The organism is Aeromonas sp. (genome assembly GCF_050252055.1).
Classification (GTDB): domain Bacteria; phylum Pseudomonadota; class Gammaproteobacteria; order Enterobacterales; family Aeromonadaceae; genus Aeromonas; species Aeromonas caviae.
The window spans coordinates 59,268-76,492 of record NZ_JBFWLQ010000008.1; the positions used below are offsets into that span (position 1 = coordinate 59,268).

The window sequence follows — 17,225 nt, forward strand, 5'->3', positions numbered from 1 at the left end:
AAGATCCATGTCTTTTGCCTAAGAGGATCCAGCCTGTCAATTGTGAACAAGTTCGACTGCTCAAAGATCCACCAAGACGGATTTATCCACAGATATGGCGCATTATCTGCACCGAAATGGCGCTGAAAATCGGCGTACTCTCACATTTATTTCTGGTGCCACGCTTCCTTTCACCACTTTACGCCAGTTATCCAAGATTTCTGTGGATAACTGTGTGCAACAGCTCGCATAAACCCTTGGACAACTCGTTTATGCGGGGATCCGGCGGGCCAACATACTGGATAAATAAAGTAAAACCCTTTAAAATCATTTAGATATGTTGAATTCTGTCACCCATGTCTCCCTGTGTATAGTCGGGCGAGGATCGGTTATAAAATCAGCGATACCATGCAAGGATCCGTATTGCGATGTCTATTATCTCCAGAGGAGCCCTCATGCCCGCCAATCCCCAGTCAGAACAAGAGCTGCTCAGTCGAGCCTACGCCATGGCTGGCTTCACTCTGGCCCAGCTTGCCGCAACGGCGGGCATCCCCGTACCGCGGGATCTCAGGCGTGACAAGGGCTGGACAGGGCAGTTGATCGAGTGGCAGCTGGGGGCCAGTGCAGGTAGCCGTCCCGAGCAGGATTTTCCGGATCTCGGTATCGAGCTCAAGACGATCCCCGTCGATCCTCAAGGGCGCCCGCTGGAAACCACCTTTGTCTGCGTGGCCCCCCTCATCGGGGTCAGCGGCCAGCGCTGGGAGGAGTCGAACGTGCGCAACAAGCTGTCGCGGGTGCTCTGGATCCCAGTGGAAGGCAGCCGCGACATCCCTGTCGGCGACCGTCGCGTCGGCATGCCGCTGCTATGGAGCCCGAATGAAGAGGAAGAAGGACTGCTGCGCCAGGACTGGGAAGAGCTGATGGACATGATAGTGCTGGGGGAAGTGGAGCAGATCAGCGCCCGCCACGGCCAGGTATTGCAGCTGCGCCCCAAGGCGGCCAACAGCAAAGCGCTGACCCGCGCCATCGGCCGCAATGGCCAACCCATCATGACGCTACCACGGGGCTTCTACCTCAAGATCGAGTTCACCCATCAGCTCCTGCAGCGCCATTTTGCCCTCCCCCTTTGATCCTGCTTATCAACATCCTTGTCATAAAGTGATATAAAAATAACCAGCGCTATTTTCTTCGCAACCAGTGACAAGGAGTCCATATGCCGATCAACAAGCAATTCCTCAAATCGCGTCCCGAGGTCAAGGTGACCTTTGCCGTCGAAAAGGAGGCCGCCGGTGATGCCGAGCAGGTCTTGCTGCTGGGTGAATTCAGCCAGTGGCAGCCCATTGAACTGAAGAGGATGAAAAACGGGGAGTTCAAGGCGACACTCAACCTGCCGACCGATGGCCCCAGCCATTTCGAGTATTGCTATCAGCTAGTGCAACCCGATGGTGAAACCCTTTATGACAACGACTGGGAGGCGGACGACTACGTGCCTGGCCCCTTCGGGCGTGATAACTCTGTGGTGCGGGTCAGCCAGCCCAGTTGAGCCAATACCCCGCACACGGATACAAAAAAGGCTCGCCATTGGCGAGCCTTTTCACTACCTGTCGAGCTTTTCGCCGACATACCGACACCAATTCGAATCGAATTAGTTGAGCTTCTCTTTGATACGAGCAGCTTTGCCGGACAGGTTGCGCAGGTAGTACAGTTTGGCGCGGCGAACATCACCACGACGCTTCAGTTCTACACTGTGGATCAGCGGAGAGTGAGTCTGGAATACACGCTCAACACCTTCGCCGTTGGAGATCTTGCGAACGGTGAAAGCAGAGTGCAGACCGCGGTTACGCTTGGCAATCACGATGCCTTCGAAAGCCTGCAGACGCTCTTTACCACCTTCTTTAACACGAACTTGAACACGTACGGTGTCGCCCTGGGCAAAAGCCGGGATGTCGGTACGCAGTTGCTCTTGTTCAAGCTGCTGAATAATCTTGCTCATTGTCTTTCCTTACCTAGGATAAACTGAAAACTCTACTTAACGCTGTCACGCACTTCGCGGACATACTCGGCAAGAAGTGATTCTTGCTCGTCAGTCAGAGCTAGGTTGTTAATAAGTTCCGGCCTTCTCTGCCAGGTTCGTCCGAGCGATTGCTTGAGTCGCCAGCGCCGAATCACTTCGTGATTGCCGCTTGTCAGCGCCTCGGGCACCGTCAGCCCATCCAACACCTCCGGCCGAGTATAGTGGGGATGATCCAGCAGCCCATCCGTGAAGGAGTCCTGCTCGGCACTGGCCTGATCACCCAAGACCCCCGGGACCAGACGCGAAACCGCATCGATCAGGGTCATGGCAGGCAACTCGCCACCACTTAACACGTAATCCCCGATAGACCACTCTTCGTCGACTTCGGTTTGTATCACGCGCTCATCGATACCTTCGTATCGACCGGCGACCAGAATCAGTTTCTGATTCGTCGCCAACTCGGTCACGCCCGCTTGAGTCAGCTTGCGTCCCTGAGGAGAGAGATAGATGACTTTCGCCCCGTCTCCCGCCGCTTGCTTGGCTGCATGAATGGCATCACGCAGCGGCTGAACCATCATCAACATGCCGGGCCCACCACCATAAGGACGATCATCGACCGTACGGTGTTTGTCGTGGGTGAAGTCCCGAGGGTTCCAGCACTCAATCTGCAGCAGGCCACTCTTGACGGCCCGACCCGTTACCCCGTGCTCGGTAATGGCTCGGAACATTTCCGGGAAGAGGCTAATGACCCCAATCCACATAAGAAACCTCCGGCACCCGTGTTAGCGCGGGAAACTAGAAACCAGGATCCCAATCAACTTCGATTGTTCGAGCAGTCAGATCAATATTCTTGATCACCTGCTCTTCCAGGAACGGTATCAACCGCTCCTTTGCACCAAAGGCATCTTTTACATTGGCCTCAACCACCAACACATCGTTGGAGCCGGTTTCCATCAATTCGGTCACCTTGCCCAGGTCGTATCCCTTGGTGGTTACCACGGTGCAACCAATGAGGTCACGCCAGTAGAACTCCCCTTCGGGCAACGCAGGCAACAGATCGGCGGGGACGCCAATCTCGACGTTGGTCAATGCCAGGGCATCCTCACGCACATCGATACCATCGAGTTTGCAGATCAGACCCTTGTTGTGACGCTTCCAGGATGACACCCGGATTTCACGCCACGCCCCGTTCTGATTGATCAGCCAGGGGTTGTAATCGAAAATCGCTTCGGCAACATCGGTGAAGGAGTTCACTTTAAGCCAGCCCTTGATCCCGTAAACGGTCCCCAGGGTGCCCAGAACTACAGGTTTTTCCACCTTAACTCCCTACCGTTTGGCTGATTAAGCAGCTTTGGCAGCGTCTTTGATCAGCTTGGCAACGCGGTCAGAAACAGCGGCACCAGTAGCAACCCAATGCTCGATACGAGCCAGGTCCAGGTTCAGCTTTTCAGCGTTACCAGCAGCAACCGGGTTGAAGAAACCGACGCGCTCGATGAAACGACCGTCACGGGCGTTACGGCTGTCAGCAACTACTACCTGGTAGAACGGACGCTTTTTCGCGCCACCACGTTGTAAACGAATGGTTACCATATCGTCCTCATAAACATCTAATGAACAAGGCCTGCAAATACGCAGACCCTAGCTTAAAATAAGCCGCGTAATTCTACTTGGATTCGTAATAATTGCAACCAAGCCAGCTATTTTTTGCGCAGGGATTGGCATGAAAAAGGCTCACTAGGGTGAGCCTTTCTACCTGACCAGCAGGAAAATCAGAACGGACCGCGACCGCCACCACCGAATCCGGGGGGCAGCATGTTCTTCATCTGGCCCATCATCTTGCGCATGCCGCCCTTGCCGGACATTTTCTTCATCATGCGCTGCATCTCGGTGAACTGCTTGAGCAGCTTGTTCACATCCTGGACCTGCATGCCGGAGCCCGCAGCGATGCGGCGCTTGCGGGAGCCCTTGATGAGATCGGGATGGGCACGCTCTTTCGGCGTCATGGAGCTGATAATGGCCTCCATCCGCACGGTGAGCTTGTCATCCATCTGATCCTTGATGTTGTCCGGCAGGCCGGACATGCCAGGCAGCTTGTCGAGCATTCCCATCATGCCACCCATGTTGCGCATCTGGGCCAGCTGCTCACGGAAGTCTTCCAGGTCGAAGCCCTTGCCGCTCTTGACCTTGCTGGCCAGCTTGGCGGCTTTCTCCTTGTCGACGTTGCGCTCCACCTCTTCGATGAGAGAGAGCACATCCCCCATACCGAGGATGCGGGAGGCGAGACGATCCGGATGGAACGGCTCCAGCGCGTCGGTCTTCTCACCCATACCGATGAACTTGACCGGCTTGCCGGTGATATGGCGAACCGACAGTGCGGCACCACCGCGGGCATCACCGTCTGCCTTGGTAAGGATCACACCGGTGAGCGGCAGCGCTTCGTTGAAGGCCTTGGCGGTATTGGCAGCATCCTGGCCTGTCATGGCATCCACCACGAACAGGGTTTCGACCGGCTTGATGGTGGCGTGCAGATCCTGGATCTCCGCCATCATTTCGCCATCGACGTGCAGACGACCGGCAGTATCGACGATCACCACGTCATAGAACTTCTTGCGCGCCTGATCGATGGCGGCAGTGGCAATGGCGATCGGTTTCTGGCTGGCATCACTCGGGAAGAAGTCGACACCGATGTCGCCCGCAAGGGTCTCAAGCTGCTTGATCGCCGCCGGACGGTAGACGTCCGCACTGACCACCAGCACCTTCTTCTTGCTGCGCTCCTTGAGCAGTTTGGCCAGTTTGCCAACCGTAGTGGTCTTACCGGCCCCCTGAAGACCTGCCATCAGGATGATGGCCGGCGGCTGGGCAGCCAGGTTGAGCTGTTCGTTGGCCTCCCCCATCACGGTGACCAGTTCGCCATGGACGATCTTGATGAAGGCCTGGCCCGGGCTCAGGGATTTGGCCACTTCCTGGCCCACGGCTCGTTCCTTGACGCGCGCCACGAAATCGCGCACCACCGGCAGGGCGACGTCCGCCTCGAGCAACGCCATGCGGACTTCGCGCAGGGTATCCTTGATATTCTCTTCGGTCAGACGGCCGCGGCCGCTGACGTTGCGCAGGGTGCGCGAGAGTCGTTCAGTCAAATTCTCAAACATGACGCTTTCCGGTTCTTGGCGTGACACTGGGGGCATTATACCCCGGTCAGCACTCTAGGGACGATTACTCGCCGCTTGCCGCGGCGGCCTGCCATCGAACGGGCAGGTCAACAAATGGAGGGCAGTATACCCCAGTCAACGCCGGAGGACGATTATTCGCCGCACGGTGACCATCAACGCCTACTTATATGTGGGCAGTTAGCCTCTGGCACAACTGGCGAGCATATCTTGTGCAAGGTATACTGCCCCTCTTATCCATAAAGCTTGTTTGACAACGACCTGGTTATGATCGTGATCTCTGTTCTGGCCCTGGCGTTTTACCTGCTGGCCATCATCGCCTCACTGCACCTGCTGCTCAGCGCCAAGCCCGTCGGGCAAGTATCGCTGTTCGCCTGTGTCGGCCTGGCCCTGACCGCCCATGGCATGGCGGTGGGCAGCGAAGTGCTGGTCACCCATTCCGGCCAGAATCTCAGCATGTTGAACGTGGCGTCCCTGGTCAGCCTTATCATCAGTTGCTTCATGACCTGCGTCACCCGACGCTTCAACGGCTGGATCCTGCTGCCCGTCGTCTACAGTTTTTCAGCCCTGCTGCTGGCAGCCAGCGCGCTCATTCCCGGGCGCTACATCACCCATCTGGAAGCGCACCCCCAGTTACTGCTGCACATAGGCCTCGCGCTGATGGCCTATTCGGTACTGATGATCGCCTGCTTGTTTGCCCTCCAGCTTGCCTGCCTGGACAGGCAACTGAAATCCAGAAAGATCAGTCACCTGCCAGCTATGCCACCCCTGATGACGGTGGAGAAGCGTCTGTTTCAGCTCATTTCCGCAGGTCTGCTGCTGCTGACTCTCTCCATCGCATCCGGCCTGTTCTTCCTGGAAGACATGTTTGCCCAGGGCAAGTCCCACAAGGCCATCCTCTCTATCCTGGCCTGGTGCGTCTACGCTCTGCTGCTCTGGGGTCACCATACCCGTGGCTGGCGCGGCCGCAAGGTCATCATGCTGAGCCTCATCGGCAGCTTCATCCTGACACTGGCCTATTTTGGCAGCCGTTTCGTCAAGGAAGTGCTGCTTAGCTGACACACGAACATTCCCCAACCATCCTTACAGGAGCCCTTCTTGGACAGTATCTCAACGAGTACATTGCTGATTGTTCTCGTTATCTTGATCCTTTTGTCAGCCTTCTTTTCCAGTTCCGAAACAGGTCTGATGTCGCTCAACCGCTACAAGCTGCGGCATCTGGCCCAGACCAAGCACAAGGCTGCCCGCCGGGTCGAGAAGCTGCTGGCCAGGCCGGACCGCCTGCTTGGCCTCATTCTCATCGGCAACAATCTGGTCAACATCCTGGCCTCCGCCATCGCGACCATCGTCTGCATCCGGCTTTTCGGGGATCTCGGCGTCGCCATTGCCACCTTCGGGCTGACCCTGGTGGTGCTGGTATTCGGGGAAGTCACCCCCAAGACACTGGCGGCCATGTTCCCCGAGCGGATAGCCTACCCTGCCTCCTGGATCCTCAAGGGGCTGATGGTGCCGTTCGCCCCCCTTGTCTGGCTCATCAACAGCATCACGAACCTGCTGCTGAAACTCTTGCGTCTAGAGCACAACAAGGATGATTCCCTCAATTCCGAAGAGCTGCGCACCATCGTCAACGAGGCGGGCAATCTCATTCCCAAGCACCACCAGGAGATGCTGATAAGCATCCTTGATCTCGACAAGATGACGGTGGAGAACATCATGGTCCCGCGCAGCGAGATCTCCGCCATCGACATCAATGACGACTGGAAGATCATACTGCGCCAGCTGGCCCACTGCGCCCACACCAAGATCCTGCTCTATCGCGACAACATCGATGACGTCGTCGGCTTCCTGCACTCACGGGACGCCCTGAGACTGGTCGCCCGGGATCAGTTCAGCAAGTCCAGCCTGCTGCGGGAAGTCGACCCCATCTATTTCATCCCCCAGGGGACCCCCCTCAACGTGCAGTTGGCCAAGTTCCAGCGCAACAAGGAGCGAATTGGCCTTATCGTCGACGAATATGGCGATATTCAGGGGCTGATCACCCTGGACGACATCCTGGAAGAGATTGTCGGTGACTTCACCACCTCCATGACACCGACCCCGAGTGACGAGATCCATCCCCAGCCGGACGGCTCCTTCCTGGTCGAAGGCTCCGCCAGCATCCGCGAGCTGAACAAGGAGATGGACTGGCACCTGCCCATGGACGGCCCACGGACCCTCAATGGCGCCATCCTGGAGTACCTTGAGGAGATCCCCCAACCCAACATCAGTGTCAGGCTGGCGGGCTACCCTATCGAGATTCTCGAAGTGGAGAACAACATGGTGAAGATGGCGAGGATCATGCCGCACCTGTACCGGGACGATTCAGGGTACGAGGATTGAAAAAAGGCTGCCAATGGCAGCCTTTTTGTTTCACTCGCTCTCGTCATCCGGCTCCAGCACCAGAGTGGGGATGAGCTCACCGAACACCTGCTGCAACTCGTCACGGTTTGCCAGCAAATCCTGCAGCGTATAGCCATCCATCACCGCGAGGAAGGCGTTCATCGCCTCCTTCAAGGCACTCTTGAGCAGACAGACGGAGACGATATGGCAGACCGGGGAGCTGCAGTCGATCCCGTCCAGATTGCCTTCCAACGCCCGGATCACTTGCCCGATATTGATCTCGTCGGGGGAGCGCGCCATGCGGATACCACCATTCTTGCCGCGTTGTGACTGCAGATAGCCCAGTTTTACCAACTGGTTCACCACCTTCACCATGTGGTTGCGGGATACGTCGTACAAGGCGGATACCTTGGCCACGCTCGACAGTTCCCCCTCCGGCAGGGTGGCCAGATAGAGCAGGGCTCTCAATCCAAAATCGGTATAGCTCGTTAGTCTCATAGTGCCTGTAGCGCCTAGCGCGAAGAATTGATGATTGATCCAGATCAATTAAACATTTAGGATGCAACTTAATAAGTGACATTCCAGATGTTCAATTAGAAAGGACCTCCTATGTTAGACCAAGCCACCATCGCCGTCATCAAGAGCACCATTCCTTTGCTCGAATCGGCGGGCCCTGACCTCACACGGCACTTTTATCAGCGCATGTTCAGCCACAATCCCGAGTTGAAGGATGTCTTCAACCTGGCTCACCAGCGTAGCGGGGGACAACCCTTGGCACTGTTCAGTGCGGTGGCGGCCTATGCCAGGAACATCGACAATCTGGGGGCCCTGGCCGGAGCCGTTGAACGCATCGCCCACAAACATACGGGTTTCCTGATCCAGCCGGAACAATATCACATTGTGGGTAGTCATCTCTTGGCCACGCTCAAAGAAATGGGTGGCAACGCTGTCACGGAGGAGGTCCTTACCGCCTGGGGCAAGGCTTACGGTGTGCTGGCCGACATCTTTATCGGCCGGGAGAGCGAGCTCTATCGGGAGAAGGCAAGCCAGGACGGTGGTTGGCAGGGAACCCGCTCTTTCATCATCAAGGAGAAGCGTCAGGAGAGTGAACTCATCACCTCTTTCGTCCTGGCCCCCCTCGATGGCAACCCCGTGTTGCGTTTCAAACCGGGGCAATATCTCAGTATCAAGCTGGTTCATCCCGCCCTCGAGCATCAGGAGATCCGCCAGTACTCCCTCTCGGACGCCCCCAATGGCCGCGACTACCGCATCAGCGTCAAGCGCGAACCCAGGGGTCAGGCCTCCAACCTGTTGCATGATCATCTTCACATCGGTGACACGGTCGACATCATGCCGCCGGCCGGCGACTTCTTCCTGCAAGAGGAGCCAGACACGCCCGTGGTGCTGATCTCCGCCGGGGTTGGCCTCACCCCCATGCTGAGCATGCTCAACCACTTGCTGGCCGAGGGCCCGGATATGGATATTCGCTGGCTTCACGCCTGCGAACACGGCGCCCACCACGCGTTCAGGGACGAGATCCGGGCAAAGAGCAGGCAACACGGGAAACTGGAGAGCCGGATCTGGTATCGGGAGCCGGGGGAGCAGGATGTCAAAGGAGAGGATTACGACTTCAGCGGCACTCTGGCGCTGGAGCAGGTCACCGACCTCATTCCGGCCAACGCCCACTACTATTTCTGCGGCCCTGTCCCGTTCATGAAAGCAGTCAAAGCTCAGCTGGAGAATGTGGGCGTTCCTGCAGGGCGGATGCATTACGAGGTCTTCGGCCCCCATCAGGGCCTCTGATCCCTCCCCTGACCGGGAAATGCACAAGGCCCACAAGCACAGCTTCGTGGGCCTTGTAATATCAAAGCGGGCTACCAGAACTCAGTGCATCGCCTTGGCACGGGCGATGGCATTGGCGGGCATCCGGTTGCCGAGCCGGCTGAGCAGGCTCGCCGCCTTCTGGTGCATGGCCTTGTCGCCGATGACGGCGCCGTGCAGCCAGTGATACGCCTCCTCGTAATCCAGCGGACTCCCCATGCCCTGCAGCAACATCTCCACCCACTCCATCTGTGCCCGCAAGAAGCCGAGGCTCGCGGCTTCCCGCATCAGGGTCTCGGCCCGCACCAGATCTTTCTGGACCAGGATCCCCTTCCAGTAATAGCGGCCAAGCTGTTCCAGCGCCGGCGCCAGCCCCTGGTTGGCGGCCTCCCACATGTACTGCACCCCGATCTGGGCATCCGGCTTGGTGCAAACTCCCCAGGCCAGCATGTCTCCCCAGAGGAACTGATAGGCAGGGATCTTCATCACCGAGGCCCGCGCCTCGATATCCTGGGTGAGCTGGCACCTGTCCTGCTTCACCCGGGCCAGATGGCGCCCCTGCTCTATCCAGTTGAGCAGTTCGTCCTGGCGATAGAGCGGCACGGCCTGCAACTCTCCCGCAGCAGCGGATGCCTGCGTCGTCGCCCTGGGCAGCGGCGCAGCTGCCGGTGCGGACGGTACAGGTGCGGATGCGGATGGCGCCTGGGCTGGCGCTGCTGACACAGGGAGGGATGGCGTGGCGACAGAAGAGGCTGGCGTCAGGGCTGGCTGGGCCGATGATGGGGCCGGTGACAAGGGTGCAGACGCCGCAGATGGCGGCGCGGCTGCAACCGCCACCGCCTGGGTGGGCGCGGCGGCCGAGGTGGGCTCCGCCCCCTGCAAGGGTAAGCTGCACACACCGATAATGGCGATGAGGGTTCTTGGTTTTATCATAGGGATCTCCTGCTGCCTTCTGTTATCGGCAGCCAGGGCCATCTCCTTAGCCCGCCACATTAGCCCACCACACCCAACCCCGAAAATGACAAAGGGGAGCCTGGGCTCCCCTTGCGGTCGACGTAGAGACTTACTTGACGAAGTCGACGCCCAGCTGGATGTCAGCCTTCAGGGTGGCCAGCATGCTGTCCATCGCTTCCTGCTCGAAGGCGCTCAGCTTGCCGTAGTCCAGCACGGTTTCGACACCGTTCTTGCCGAGCAGCACCGGCTGCGCGAAGAAGGTGGCGTGCTCACCGTTGCCTTCCACATAGGCACACTCGATGACGTTGGCTTCCCCTTGCAGACCCTTGATGAGCGACAGACCGAAACGGCAGGCTGCCTGACCCATGGAGAGAGTGGCGGAACCGCCACCGGCCTTGGCTTCCACCACTTCGGTACCGGCATTCTGAATGCGTTTGGTCATGGCAGCCACTTCCTCAGCGGTAAAGCTGGCGCCTTCAACCTGGGAGAGCAGCGGCAATATGGTCACGCCACTGTGACCGCCGATGACGTTGACACGTACCTTGTCAACGTTCAGGCCCTTGGCTTCGGCCACGAAGGTCTCGCCACGGATCACATCCAGGGTGGTCACGCCGAACAGGCGACGCTTGTCATAGACACCGGCTTTCTTCAGCACTTCGGCGGCGATGGCGACCGTGGTGTTGACCGGGTTGGTGATGATGCCGATCAGTGCTTTCGGGCAGGAAGCGGCACACTTTTCCACCAGGTTCTTGACGATCCCGGCGTTGATGTTGAACAGGTCGGAACGGTCCATGCCGGGCTTGCGCGCCACGCCAGCAGAGATCAGCACGACATCGGCGCCGACCAGAGCCGGGCTCGGATCTTCACCGCAGAAACCTTTTACTTTCACGTCAGTCGGGATGTGGCTCAGGTCCGCCGCCACGCCCGGAGTGACCGGGGCAATGTCATACAGGCTCAGTTCGGAACCGGCAGGCAGGCGGTTTTTCAACAGCAGAGCGAGGGCTTGGCCGATGCCACCGGCGGCACCCAGAACGGCAACTTTCATGATCAACTCCATGTCTAAGCGTAGGTTTAAGGTTGTTTCTAGTTGGGTTAACGCTGATTCTTATTGTGCGCCTCACCTTAAAGGATCCCCTCCTAAAAAACAATCTGATAACAGTTGTAATCACGGGTTCTGTGAGCCAGGGAACAAGCGGCGATGAAAGCGGAGAGGAATATGCGATAAATGGGAGGAAAGACACAGATTTCCTGTGCTCCCCTCACCATTAAGAGGTAAATGTGACTGCTTCAGGACTGGAAAGCCAGTGCTCGACGCTCACACCAGCGGAAACCAATTGTTAACAATCCATTCATGGTCAGATAGAGCGCTCCGGCCACGGTGAACACCGCCAGGGTGTCATAGGTCTGGGCGTTGAGACGCTGGGCCAGCCCCATGATGTCCATGATGGTGATGGTACTGGCGAGCGAACTCCCCTTGAGCACCAGGATCACCTCGTTGGAATAGGCGGGGACCAGCCGACGGGCGGCATGGCGGGTCTTCATCCACAGGGTCTGTCCGGCCGAGAAGCCGAGCGCACGGCAGGCCTCCACTTCACCGGCGGGGATGGCGTCGAGCGCTCCCTTGAACAGCCGGGTGGAATAGGCTGCTGTATTGAAACCGAGCGCCAGCACGGCGCAGAACCAGGGTTGCTTGAGCAGCGGCCAGAGCGGCCCCGCCTTGAGCCATTCAAACTGGCCAGGCCCGTAGTAGATGAGGAAGATCTGGATGAGCAACGGCGTACCGGTAAAGACCAGTACCCAGAGCTGCACCAGCTGGGTCGCCACCGGAATGCGACGCTCCAGCACCCAGGTCATGCCGGCCGCCATCAGCACGCCCAGCAACAAGCTGAACACGGTGAGCTGCAAGGTGATCGCCAACCCTCCCAGCAGGGTCATCAGGTAATCCTGCATGGTCAGCCTCCGTAACGGCGGGTATAGCGGGACGCCTGCTTCAAGCCGAATTCACTCACCAGACTGATGGCCAGATAGATGAGGGCGGCAGCGGCGTACCAGGTGAAGGGTTGATAGGTGCTGGCCGAAGCCATCTGTGCCTGACGCATCATCTCGTTCACCCCGATGAGGGAGACCAGAGCGGTGTCTTTCAGCAGCACCAGCCACTGGTTGCCGAGCCCGGGCAGGGCGTGACGCCAGGCCTGGGGCAGCACGATGCGAAAGAAGGTGTGCCCCTTGCCCAGGCCGAGCGCCTGCGCCGCCAGCCGCTGCCCAGGGGGCACCGCATTGAGGGCGGCACGCAGGGTCTGGGTGGCGTAGCTCGCAAACAGCAGGGAGAGCGCCAACACACCGCAGGCGAACGGGCTGAACTCCACATACTCCCCGGTGATGAGGAACAGCACCTGGGTCGAGCCGAAGTAGATGAAGAGCACCACCAGCAACTCGGGCAGACCACGGATCAAGGTGGTCAGGGTGGCCACGGGCCACACCAACGCACGCTGCTTGCTCAACTCAGCCGCACTGAATGCCAGTGCCAGCACCATGCCACCGACCAGGGATGCCAGGGCCAGCCCGAGGGTCATCCAGGCTGCATCCAACAACAAGCTCAACATGGCTTACTGCGCGAAGTACTTGTCATAGATCTTCTGATAGGTGCCGTTGGCCTTGATCTCGGCCAGCCCCTTGTTCAGCTGGGTCAGCAGTTCCTGGTTGCCCTTGGCCACCGCGATGCCAAAACCGGTACCGAAGTACTTGGCGTCGGTCACCGGGGTACCCACCACGGCGTATTCCTTGTGCTGCTTGAGCCAGTCGGCGGCCACCGCCGTATCGGCAAACACGCCGTCAGTGCGGCCATTCATCATGTCGAGGAAGGCGCTCTGGTAGCTGGCGTAGGGCACGGTCAGCAGACCCTTGCTCACCCAGTTGTCCACCAGATAGGACTGGTGAGAGGTGCCGTTCTGCACGCCGACTGTCTTGTCCACCAGATCGTCCGGCCCCTTGAAGGTCTCTTTCTTGGCAACGAACACCGCGGAGTTCTCGTAATAGATATCGGAGAAGTCGACCTGGGCAGCCCGCTCCGGGGTCACGTCCATGGCGGCGATGACGGCATCATAACGACGGAACTTGAGGCTGGGGATCAGGCTGTCGAAGGCCTGGTTGTGGAAGCTGCACTCCAGCTTGGCCTGCTCGCAGACCGCGCGGGCCAGATCGATGTCAAACCCCTGGAACTCGTTCTTGTCATCCAGGTATTCGAACGGCGCATAGGTTGCCTCGGTGGCGAACTTGATCTCTTTGGCCAGCACAGAAGTGCTCAGCAGACCCATGGCGGCGATCAGCAACAGACTCTTTTTCATGACAGCTTCCTTATCGACTCAATATCAATGCATCAAGAATTCGGCAAACCGGCTGGTTTGCGGGGACTGGAAGATGGCGGCGGTGCCGGATTCGATGATCCGCCCCTTCTCCAGATAGATCACCTGACTGGCCACCTTGCGGGCGAACTCCACCTCGTGGGTCACCACCACCTGGGTGATGCCGGTCTGGCTCAGGGTGCGGATGATCTCCGCCACCTCTTTGGTAATTTCGGGATCCAGGGCAGCCGTCGGTTCGTCAAACAGCAGCACCTGGGGATCCATCATCAGGGTCCGGGCAATGGCGACCCGCTGCTGCTGGCCACCGGAAAGCCGTGCGGGCCAGGCGTCCCGTTTGTCGGCCAGTTGCAGCTGGGCCAGCAGATAGGCCCCTTTCTCGATGGCCGCCTCGCGGCTCATGCCGAGCACCTTGACGGGCGCTTCAATCAGATTCTCCATCACGGTGAGGTGCGGCCACAGATTGTACTGCTGGAACACCATGCCCACCTTGCGGCGCAGCGCCTGTGCCTGACGGTTGAATTCGGCAGTAGAGAGGCTGGACGGGAAAGAAAATTCACTGTCTGCGATGCGCAACACACCGGCATCCGGCGTGTCCAGCAAGTTCATCATGCGCAGCAGAGAGCTCTTGCCTGCCCCGCTCGGGCCCAGCAATACCAAGGTCTCGCCGGGAGCAGTCCGAAAGCTCACCTGCTGCAGTACCGGCACCTTGTGCCAGGATTTTTCGATGCCGATTAATTCGATACCCATACAGCCCAATTGAATAAGTTTTCAAAATTTCGTCCTGATTCTAGCGCCAGCATAAGTTGATGCAAGCTATATTTGAATCAATATGCAGAACAAGCGCCGCTTCCTTGCCAAAACAGGCATATGAATGCAAAATAGCAGCGCTGTTCGTATCTGCCGCCTGAGCGTGACAGGCGGTCACTCCCCTCATTCGTGAGTCCAAGATGAAACATAACGACAAGCAAGAAAAACTGGCCAAGGCCTTTAAAGCCTTGCTGAAAGAGGAGCGTTTCGGCTCCCAGGCAGAGATAGTGACTGCCCTGCAAGAGATGGGCTTCGAGAACATCAACCAATCCAAGGTCTCGCGCATGCTGAGCCGCTTCGGCGCCGTTCGCACCCGCAATGCCAAGATGGAGATGGTCTACTGTCTGCCGGTGGAACTGGGCGTGCCCACCACCTCCAGCCCCCTCAAGAACCTGGTGCTGGATGTCGACCACAACGGCGCTCTGGTGGTGATCCACACCAGCCCCGGCGCAGCTCAGCTGATCGCCCGCCTGCTTGACTCCCTCGGCAAGGCCGAAGGGATCCTCGGCACCATCGCCGGTGATGACACCATCTTCATCACCCCGACCAGCGATACCGACATCGAGGAGCTCTACCTCTCCGCCCTCGAGCTATTCGAGCAGACGCCCTGATCCGGTCGCCTTGGGCGATCCGCACAAAAATCCCGGCCTTGGCCGGGATTTTTTGTTTTGAGCGGTCGGCAGGCCGGGTTTATTTGCCCTCGGCCACCAGAAAATCGACGGAAGGGGCGAAGAAGGCCGCGCCGGTCACCGCCCGGGTGAAGCGCAGCAGGTGGTCGAAGTGGCTGCCTTCCCCTTTGTACATGCTGGCCAGCATGGCGTTGAAGTGCAGCGGCGTGCGGCAGCAGGAGATGAAGTAGAGCCCCTGCTCGCTCATGGTGCCCCAGGGCATGCTCTGGCGCAGGATCTCCATGGACTCCCCCTTCGGGGTCTTGAGGTTGACCCGCTTGATGTGGGAAGTGAGCGGCTTGTCGGCGGACTCGTATTCGATGTTGTCGACCTTGGTGCGACCTATGATGTCTTCCTGCTCCTTCAGGGCCAGCTTCTCCCAGTCGCTCATGGCGTGGACCCAGCGCTGCACGTGGATGTAGGAGCCACCGGCGAACTCGCCGCCGTCCAGCAACGCCACCTCGGCGCGGTGCTCATCCTGCGGGTTCTCGGTGCCGTCGACGAAACCGGTCAGATCCCGGCAATCCTGGTTGCGAAAACCGCGGACTTCCTCGGCCAATTCAACAAGCCCGGCCAGCAGGGCCATGACGCGATGACCGGCATGATGCAGCACGTCCACCCGATCAGCACGCAATTGTACGAAGAGATCGAACGGGGTATTGGGGGCCTCCTGACCGTTTGCGGATTGCGCCATGAAACCGCGGAACTGGGGCGGCCGGGCGGCAGGATAGAGATCATCCCAGGCGTCGGCCCCGACGGCGACCAGACCGCTGAAGGCCGCATCGGGGAAGTCGGCGCTCACCGCCTCCCAGAGTGCTGGCAGGCTGGCCAGGCGGGAGGTCAGGGCAGCGGCGTCACCGGTGCGATTGAACATCAGATAGAGGGCGTGCAGATTCGGCTCTGCGCAGATCCCGGCTTGGGCTTTCATGTCTCTCTCCAAGTGCGTTGGCTATGGGCGTGGCGCGATTATAAACCAGCGCGCTTCCAGTTCATTGATTTCACGACAATACCACGCACTCAGGGCAAGGGGTCAAACAACACCAGGGCATGAGGCGCCACGGCCACCCGCGCACGCTCCCCTTCCAGGGGCTCACCGATACTGGCTTCCAGTTGCTGGCCGCCACACTCGACCAGAACCCGGCAGTGATGGCCCAGGAACTGTTGCTCACGCACCCGGAGCTCACCGTCATCCGCCGCCGTCAGCGCCAGTTGCTGAGGTCTGAGCATGAGCTGCAACCGCTCCCCCACCGCGCGGCCATGGGGCTCCTGACCGCAGATGGTCCCAAGGAGGGTCTGCACGCAGTGGCTGTCCACCACCTCGGCCGCCAGATAATTGACCCCGCCGAGAAACTCCGCCACGAAGCGGTTCCCGGGGCGGCGATAGAGCTGCTCCGGCTCCCCCACTTGCTCGATGCGACCGGCGCGAAACAGGGCCAGCCGATCGGCGAAGGCGAAGGCCTCTTCCTTGCTGTGGCTGACGAAGATGGCGCCAATGCCCTGCTGTTTGAGCAGGGCGCGGATCTCGAGGATCAGCTTCATCCGCACCTGGGTGTCGATGTTGGAGAAGGGCTCGTCCAGCAGCATCAGGCGCGGCTTGCACACCAGGGCGCGGGCGATGGCCACCCGCTGCTGCTGGCCGCCGGAGAGCTGATGGGGATAGCGCTCCCCCAACCCCTGCAGGTTGACCAGCGCCAGCGCCTCTTCCACCTGCTGCTGGCGGCTGCCGCGATCCTGCCCGGTCAGGCCGAAGCCGACGTTCTCGGCCACCGTCAGGTGAGGAAAGAGAGCGTAATCCTGGAAGATCATGCCGATATGGCGGGCCTCCGGCGGCACACTCACGCCGGGGGCATCGAGCAGGGTCTCTCCCAGCCGGATCTCCCCCTGGGCCAGGGGCAGCAGACCGGCCACCGCCTTGAGCAGCGTGGTCTTGCCACAGCCGCTGGCCCCCAACAGACAGACAATCTCGTTGTCGGCCACCTGCAGGGAGAGCTGCTCCAGCACGGGGCGGCCATTGTAGTGACAGCTGACCTTCTCGATATTCAGGCAGGACAAGGTTCTTTTCCTCTCACGTAGT

General features: G+C 59.2%; 20 protein-coding genes. 6 read left to right on the forward strand and 14 right to left on the reverse strand.

All coding sequences use genetic code 11. The features are described 5' to 3' along the window. Positions 1 to 434 precede the first annotated feature (434 nt). Together mutH and AB7E19_RS14930 are read left to right on the forward strand one after the other, a co-directional pair. Positions 435 to 1,109, forward strand: a complete 675-nt coding sequence (mutH, locus tag AB7E19_RS14925; protein WP_042014896.1) for a DNA mismatch repair endonuclease MutH — start codon at positions 435 to 437, stop codon at positions 1,107 to 1,109. Positions 1,110 to 1,192: 83 nt separating this feature from the next. Further along, complete coding sequence (locus AB7E19_RS14930; protein WP_103260846.1) at positions 1,193 to 1,522, forward strand: isoamylase early set domain-containing protein; 330 nt, start codon at positions 1,193 to 1,195, stop codon at positions 1,520 to 1,522. 102 nt (positions 1,523 to 1,624) lie between these two features. On the opposite strand, the gene rplS is transcribed toward AB7E19_RS14930, so the two are convergent. The 5 genes from rplS to ffh all read right to left on the reverse strand — a co-directional run bounded on the left by rplS (position 1,625) and on the right by ffh (position 5,142). Next, entirely contained in the window at positions 1,625 to 1,972 is a 348-nt protein-coding gene (rplS, locus tag AB7E19_RS14935) for a 50S ribosomal protein L19 (protein WP_005313505.1), read from the reverse strand. Between the two features lie 32 nt (positions 1,973 to 2,004). Further along, a complete protein-coding gene (trmD, locus tag AB7E19_RS14940) occupies positions 2,005 to 2,754 on the reverse strand; it encodes a tRNA (guanosine(37)-N1)-methyltransferase TrmD (RefSeq protein WP_010673086.1) in 750 nt (249 codons plus the stop codon). Between the two features lie 34 nt (positions 2,755 to 2,788). Continuing rightward, on the reverse strand, positions 2,789 to 3,310 hold the full coding sequence (rimM, locus tag AB7E19_RS14945) for a ribosome maturation factor RimM (RefSeq protein WP_039039979.1): 522 nt from the start codon (positions 3,308 to 3,310) through the stop codon (positions 2,789 to 2,791). Positions 3,311 to 3,334: 24 nt separating this feature from the next. Next, complete coding sequence (gene rpsP, locus AB7E19_RS14950) at positions 3,335 to 3,583, reverse strand: 30S ribosomal protein S16 (protein ID WP_010673084.1); 249 nt, start codon at positions 3,581 to 3,583, stop codon at positions 3,335 to 3,337. Positions 3,584 to 3,762: 179 nt separating this feature from the next. Then, a complete protein-coding gene (gene ffh, locus AB7E19_RS14955; RefSeq protein ID WP_010673083.1) occupies positions 3,763 to 5,142 on the reverse strand; it encodes a signal recognition particle protein in 1,380 nt (459 codons plus the stop codon). A 285-nt stretch (positions 5,143 to 5,427) separates the two neighbouring features. Between ffh and AB7E19_RS14960 the strand changes: the two genes are divergently transcribed. Together AB7E19_RS14960 and AB7E19_RS14965 are read left to right on the forward strand one after the other, a co-directional pair. Beyond that, the gene (locus AB7E19_RS14960; protein ID WP_010673082.1) at positions 5,428 to 6,219 is read left to right on the forward strand and encodes a cytochrome C assembly family protein; all 792 of its coding nucleotides are present in this window, start codon (positions 5,428 to 5,430) and stop codon (positions 6,217 to 6,219) included. 39 nt (positions 6,220 to 6,258) lie between these two features. Continuing rightward, on the forward strand, positions 6,259 to 7,539 hold the full coding sequence (locus AB7E19_RS14965) for an HlyC/CorC family transporter (protein ID WP_010673081.1): 1,281 nt from the start codon (positions 6,259 to 6,261) through the stop codon (positions 7,537 to 7,539). A 30-nt stretch (positions 7,540 to 7,569) separates the two neighbouring features. Here the strand turns inward: AB7E19_RS14965 and AB7E19_RS14970 are convergent, their stop codons facing one another. Further along, positions 7,570 to 8,037, reverse strand: coding sequence for an Rrf2 family transcriptional regulator (locus AB7E19_RS14970; protein WP_039039978.1), 468 nt, complete (start codon positions 8,035 to 8,037; stop codon positions 7,570 to 7,572). A 111-nt stretch (positions 8,038 to 8,148) separates the two neighbouring features. Between AB7E19_RS14970 and hmpA the strand changes: the two genes are divergently transcribed. Next, on the forward strand, positions 8,149 to 9,342 hold the full coding sequence (gene hmpA / locus AB7E19_RS14975; RefSeq protein WP_322130927.1) for an NO-inducible flavohemoprotein: 1,194 nt from the start codon (positions 8,149 to 8,151) through the stop codon (positions 9,340 to 9,342). Between the two features lie 81 nt (positions 9,343 to 9,423). Here hmpA and AB7E19_RS14980 read toward each other — a convergent pair whose 3' ends face one another. From AB7E19_RS14980 to AB7E19_RS15005, 6 genes are all read right to left on the reverse strand, one after another. Further along, complete coding sequence (locus AB7E19_RS14980; protein WP_029313773.1) at positions 9,424 to 10,014, reverse strand: tetratricopeptide repeat protein; 591 nt, start codon at positions 10,012 to 10,014, stop codon at positions 9,424 to 9,426. A 409-nt stretch (positions 10,015 to 10,423) separates the two neighbouring features. Next, a complete protein-coding gene (gene mdh / locus AB7E19_RS14985; protein WP_010673076.1) occupies positions 10,424 to 11,359 on the reverse strand; it encodes a malate dehydrogenase in 936 nt (311 codons plus the stop codon). Positions 11,360 to 11,601: 242 nt separating this feature from the next. Beyond that, the gene (artM, locus tag AB7E19_RS14990; RefSeq protein WP_039039976.1) at positions 11,602 to 12,264 is read right to left on the reverse strand and encodes an arginine ABC transporter permease ArtM; all 663 of its coding nucleotides are present in this window, start codon (positions 12,262 to 12,264) and stop codon (positions 11,602 to 11,604) included. A 2-nt stretch (positions 12,265 to 12,266) separates the two neighbouring features. After that, on the reverse strand, positions 12,267 to 12,917 hold the full coding sequence (gene artQ / locus AB7E19_RS14995) for an arginine ABC transporter permease ArtQ (RefSeq protein WP_042014905.1): 651 nt from the start codon (positions 12,915 to 12,917) through the stop codon (positions 12,267 to 12,269). Between the two features lie 3 nt (positions 12,918 to 12,920). Further along, a complete protein-coding gene (locus tag AB7E19_RS15000; protein ID WP_010673073.1) occupies positions 12,921 to 13,658 on the reverse strand; it encodes an arginine ABC transporter substrate-binding protein in 738 nt (245 codons plus the stop codon). Between the two features lie 24 nt (positions 13,659 to 13,682). Next, positions 13,683 to 14,423 (reverse strand): ATP-binding cassette domain-containing protein, encoded by a 741-nt coding sequence (locus tag AB7E19_RS15005; protein WP_041214472.1) that lies wholly within the window; start codon positions 14,421 to 14,423, stop codon positions 13,683 to 13,685. Between the two features lie 200 nt (positions 14,424 to 14,623). Between AB7E19_RS15005 and argR the strand changes: the two genes are divergently transcribed. Continuing rightward, a complete protein-coding gene (gene argR / locus AB7E19_RS15010) occupies positions 14,624 to 15,094 on the forward strand; it encodes a transcriptional regulator ArgR (protein ID WP_005308670.1) in 471 nt (156 codons plus the stop codon). A 79-nt stretch (positions 15,095 to 15,173) separates the two neighbouring features. On the opposite strand, the gene AB7E19_RS15015 is transcribed toward argR, so the two are convergent. Next, positions 15,174 to 16,079 (reverse strand): Dyp-type peroxidase, encoded by a 906-nt coding sequence (locus AB7E19_RS15015; RefSeq protein ID WP_042864452.1) that lies wholly within the window; start codon positions 16,077 to 16,079, stop codon positions 15,174 to 15,176. A gap of 89 nt (positions 16,080 to 16,168) precedes the next feature. Then, positions 16,169 to 17,203 (reverse strand): ABC transporter ATP-binding protein, encoded by a 1,035-nt coding sequence (locus AB7E19_RS15020; RefSeq protein ID WP_200164258.1) that lies wholly within the window; start codon positions 17,201 to 17,203, stop codon positions 16,169 to 16,171. Positions 17,204 to 17,225: the final 22 nt, after the last annotated feature.

Bases quoted from the DNA above. Each gene is read 5' to 3' on its own strand.
- rpsP (WP_010673084.1), bottom strand. From the start codon at position 3,583: ATGGTAACCATTCGTTTACAACGTGGTGGCGCGAAAAAGCGTCCGTTC.
- AB7E19_RS14970 (WP_039039978.1), bottom strand. From the start codon at position 8,037: ATGAGACTAACGAGCTATACCGATTTTGGATTGAGAGCCCTGCTCTAT.
- AB7E19_RS14930 (WP_103260846.1), top strand. From the start codon at position 1,193: ATGCCGATCAACAAGCAATTCCTCAAATCGCGTCCCGAGGTCAAGGTG.
- mdh (WP_010673076.1), bottom strand. From the start codon at position 11,359: ATGAAAGTTGCCGTTCTGGGTGCCGCCGGTGGCATCGGCCAAGCCCTC.
- AB7E19_RS15000 (WP_010673073.1), bottom strand. From the start codon at position 13,658: ATGAAAAAGAGTCTGTTGCTGATCGCCGCCATGGGTCTGCTGAGCACT.
- AB7E19_RS14960 (WP_010673082.1), top strand. From the start codon at position 5,428: ATGATCGTGATCTCTGTTCTGGCCCTGGCGTTTTACCTGCTGGCCATC.
- AB7E19_RS15015 (WP_042864452.1), bottom strand. From the start codon at position 16,079: ATGAAAGCCCAAGCCGGGATCTGCGCAGAGCCGAATCTGCACGCCCTC.
- artQ (WP_042014905.1), bottom strand. From the start codon at position 12,917: ATGTTGAGCTTGTTGTTGGATGCAGCCTGGATGACCCTCGGGCTGGCC.
- rplS (WP_005313505.1), bottom strand. From the start codon at position 1,972: ATGAGCAAGATTATTCAGCAGCTTGAACAAGAGCAACTGCGTACCGAC.
- AB7E19_RS15005 (WP_041214472.1), bottom strand. From the start codon at position 14,423: ATGGGTATCGAATTAATCGGCATCGAAAAATCCTGGCACAAGGTGCCG.
- argR (WP_005308670.1), top strand. From the start codon at position 14,624: ATGAAACATAACGACAAGCAAGAAAAACTGGCCAAGGCCTTTAAAGCC.
- trmD (WP_010673086.1), bottom strand. From the start codon at position 2,754: ATGTGGATTGGGGTCATTAGCCTCTTCCCGGAAATGTTCCGAGCCATT.
- artM (WP_039039976.1), bottom strand. From the start codon at position 12,264: ATGCAGGATTACCTGATGACCCTGCTGGGAGGGTTGGCGATCACCTTG.
- hmpA (WP_322130927.1), top strand. From the start codon at position 8,149: ATGTTAGACCAAGCCACCATCGCCGTCATCAAGAGCACCATTCCTTTG.
- ffh (WP_010673083.1), bottom strand. From the start codon at position 5,142: ATGTTTGAGAATTTGACTGAACGACTCTCGCGCACCCTGCGCAACGTC.
- mutH (WP_042014896.1), top strand. From the start codon at position 435: ATGCCCGCCAATCCCCAGTCAGAACAAGAGCTGCTCAGTCGAGCCTAC.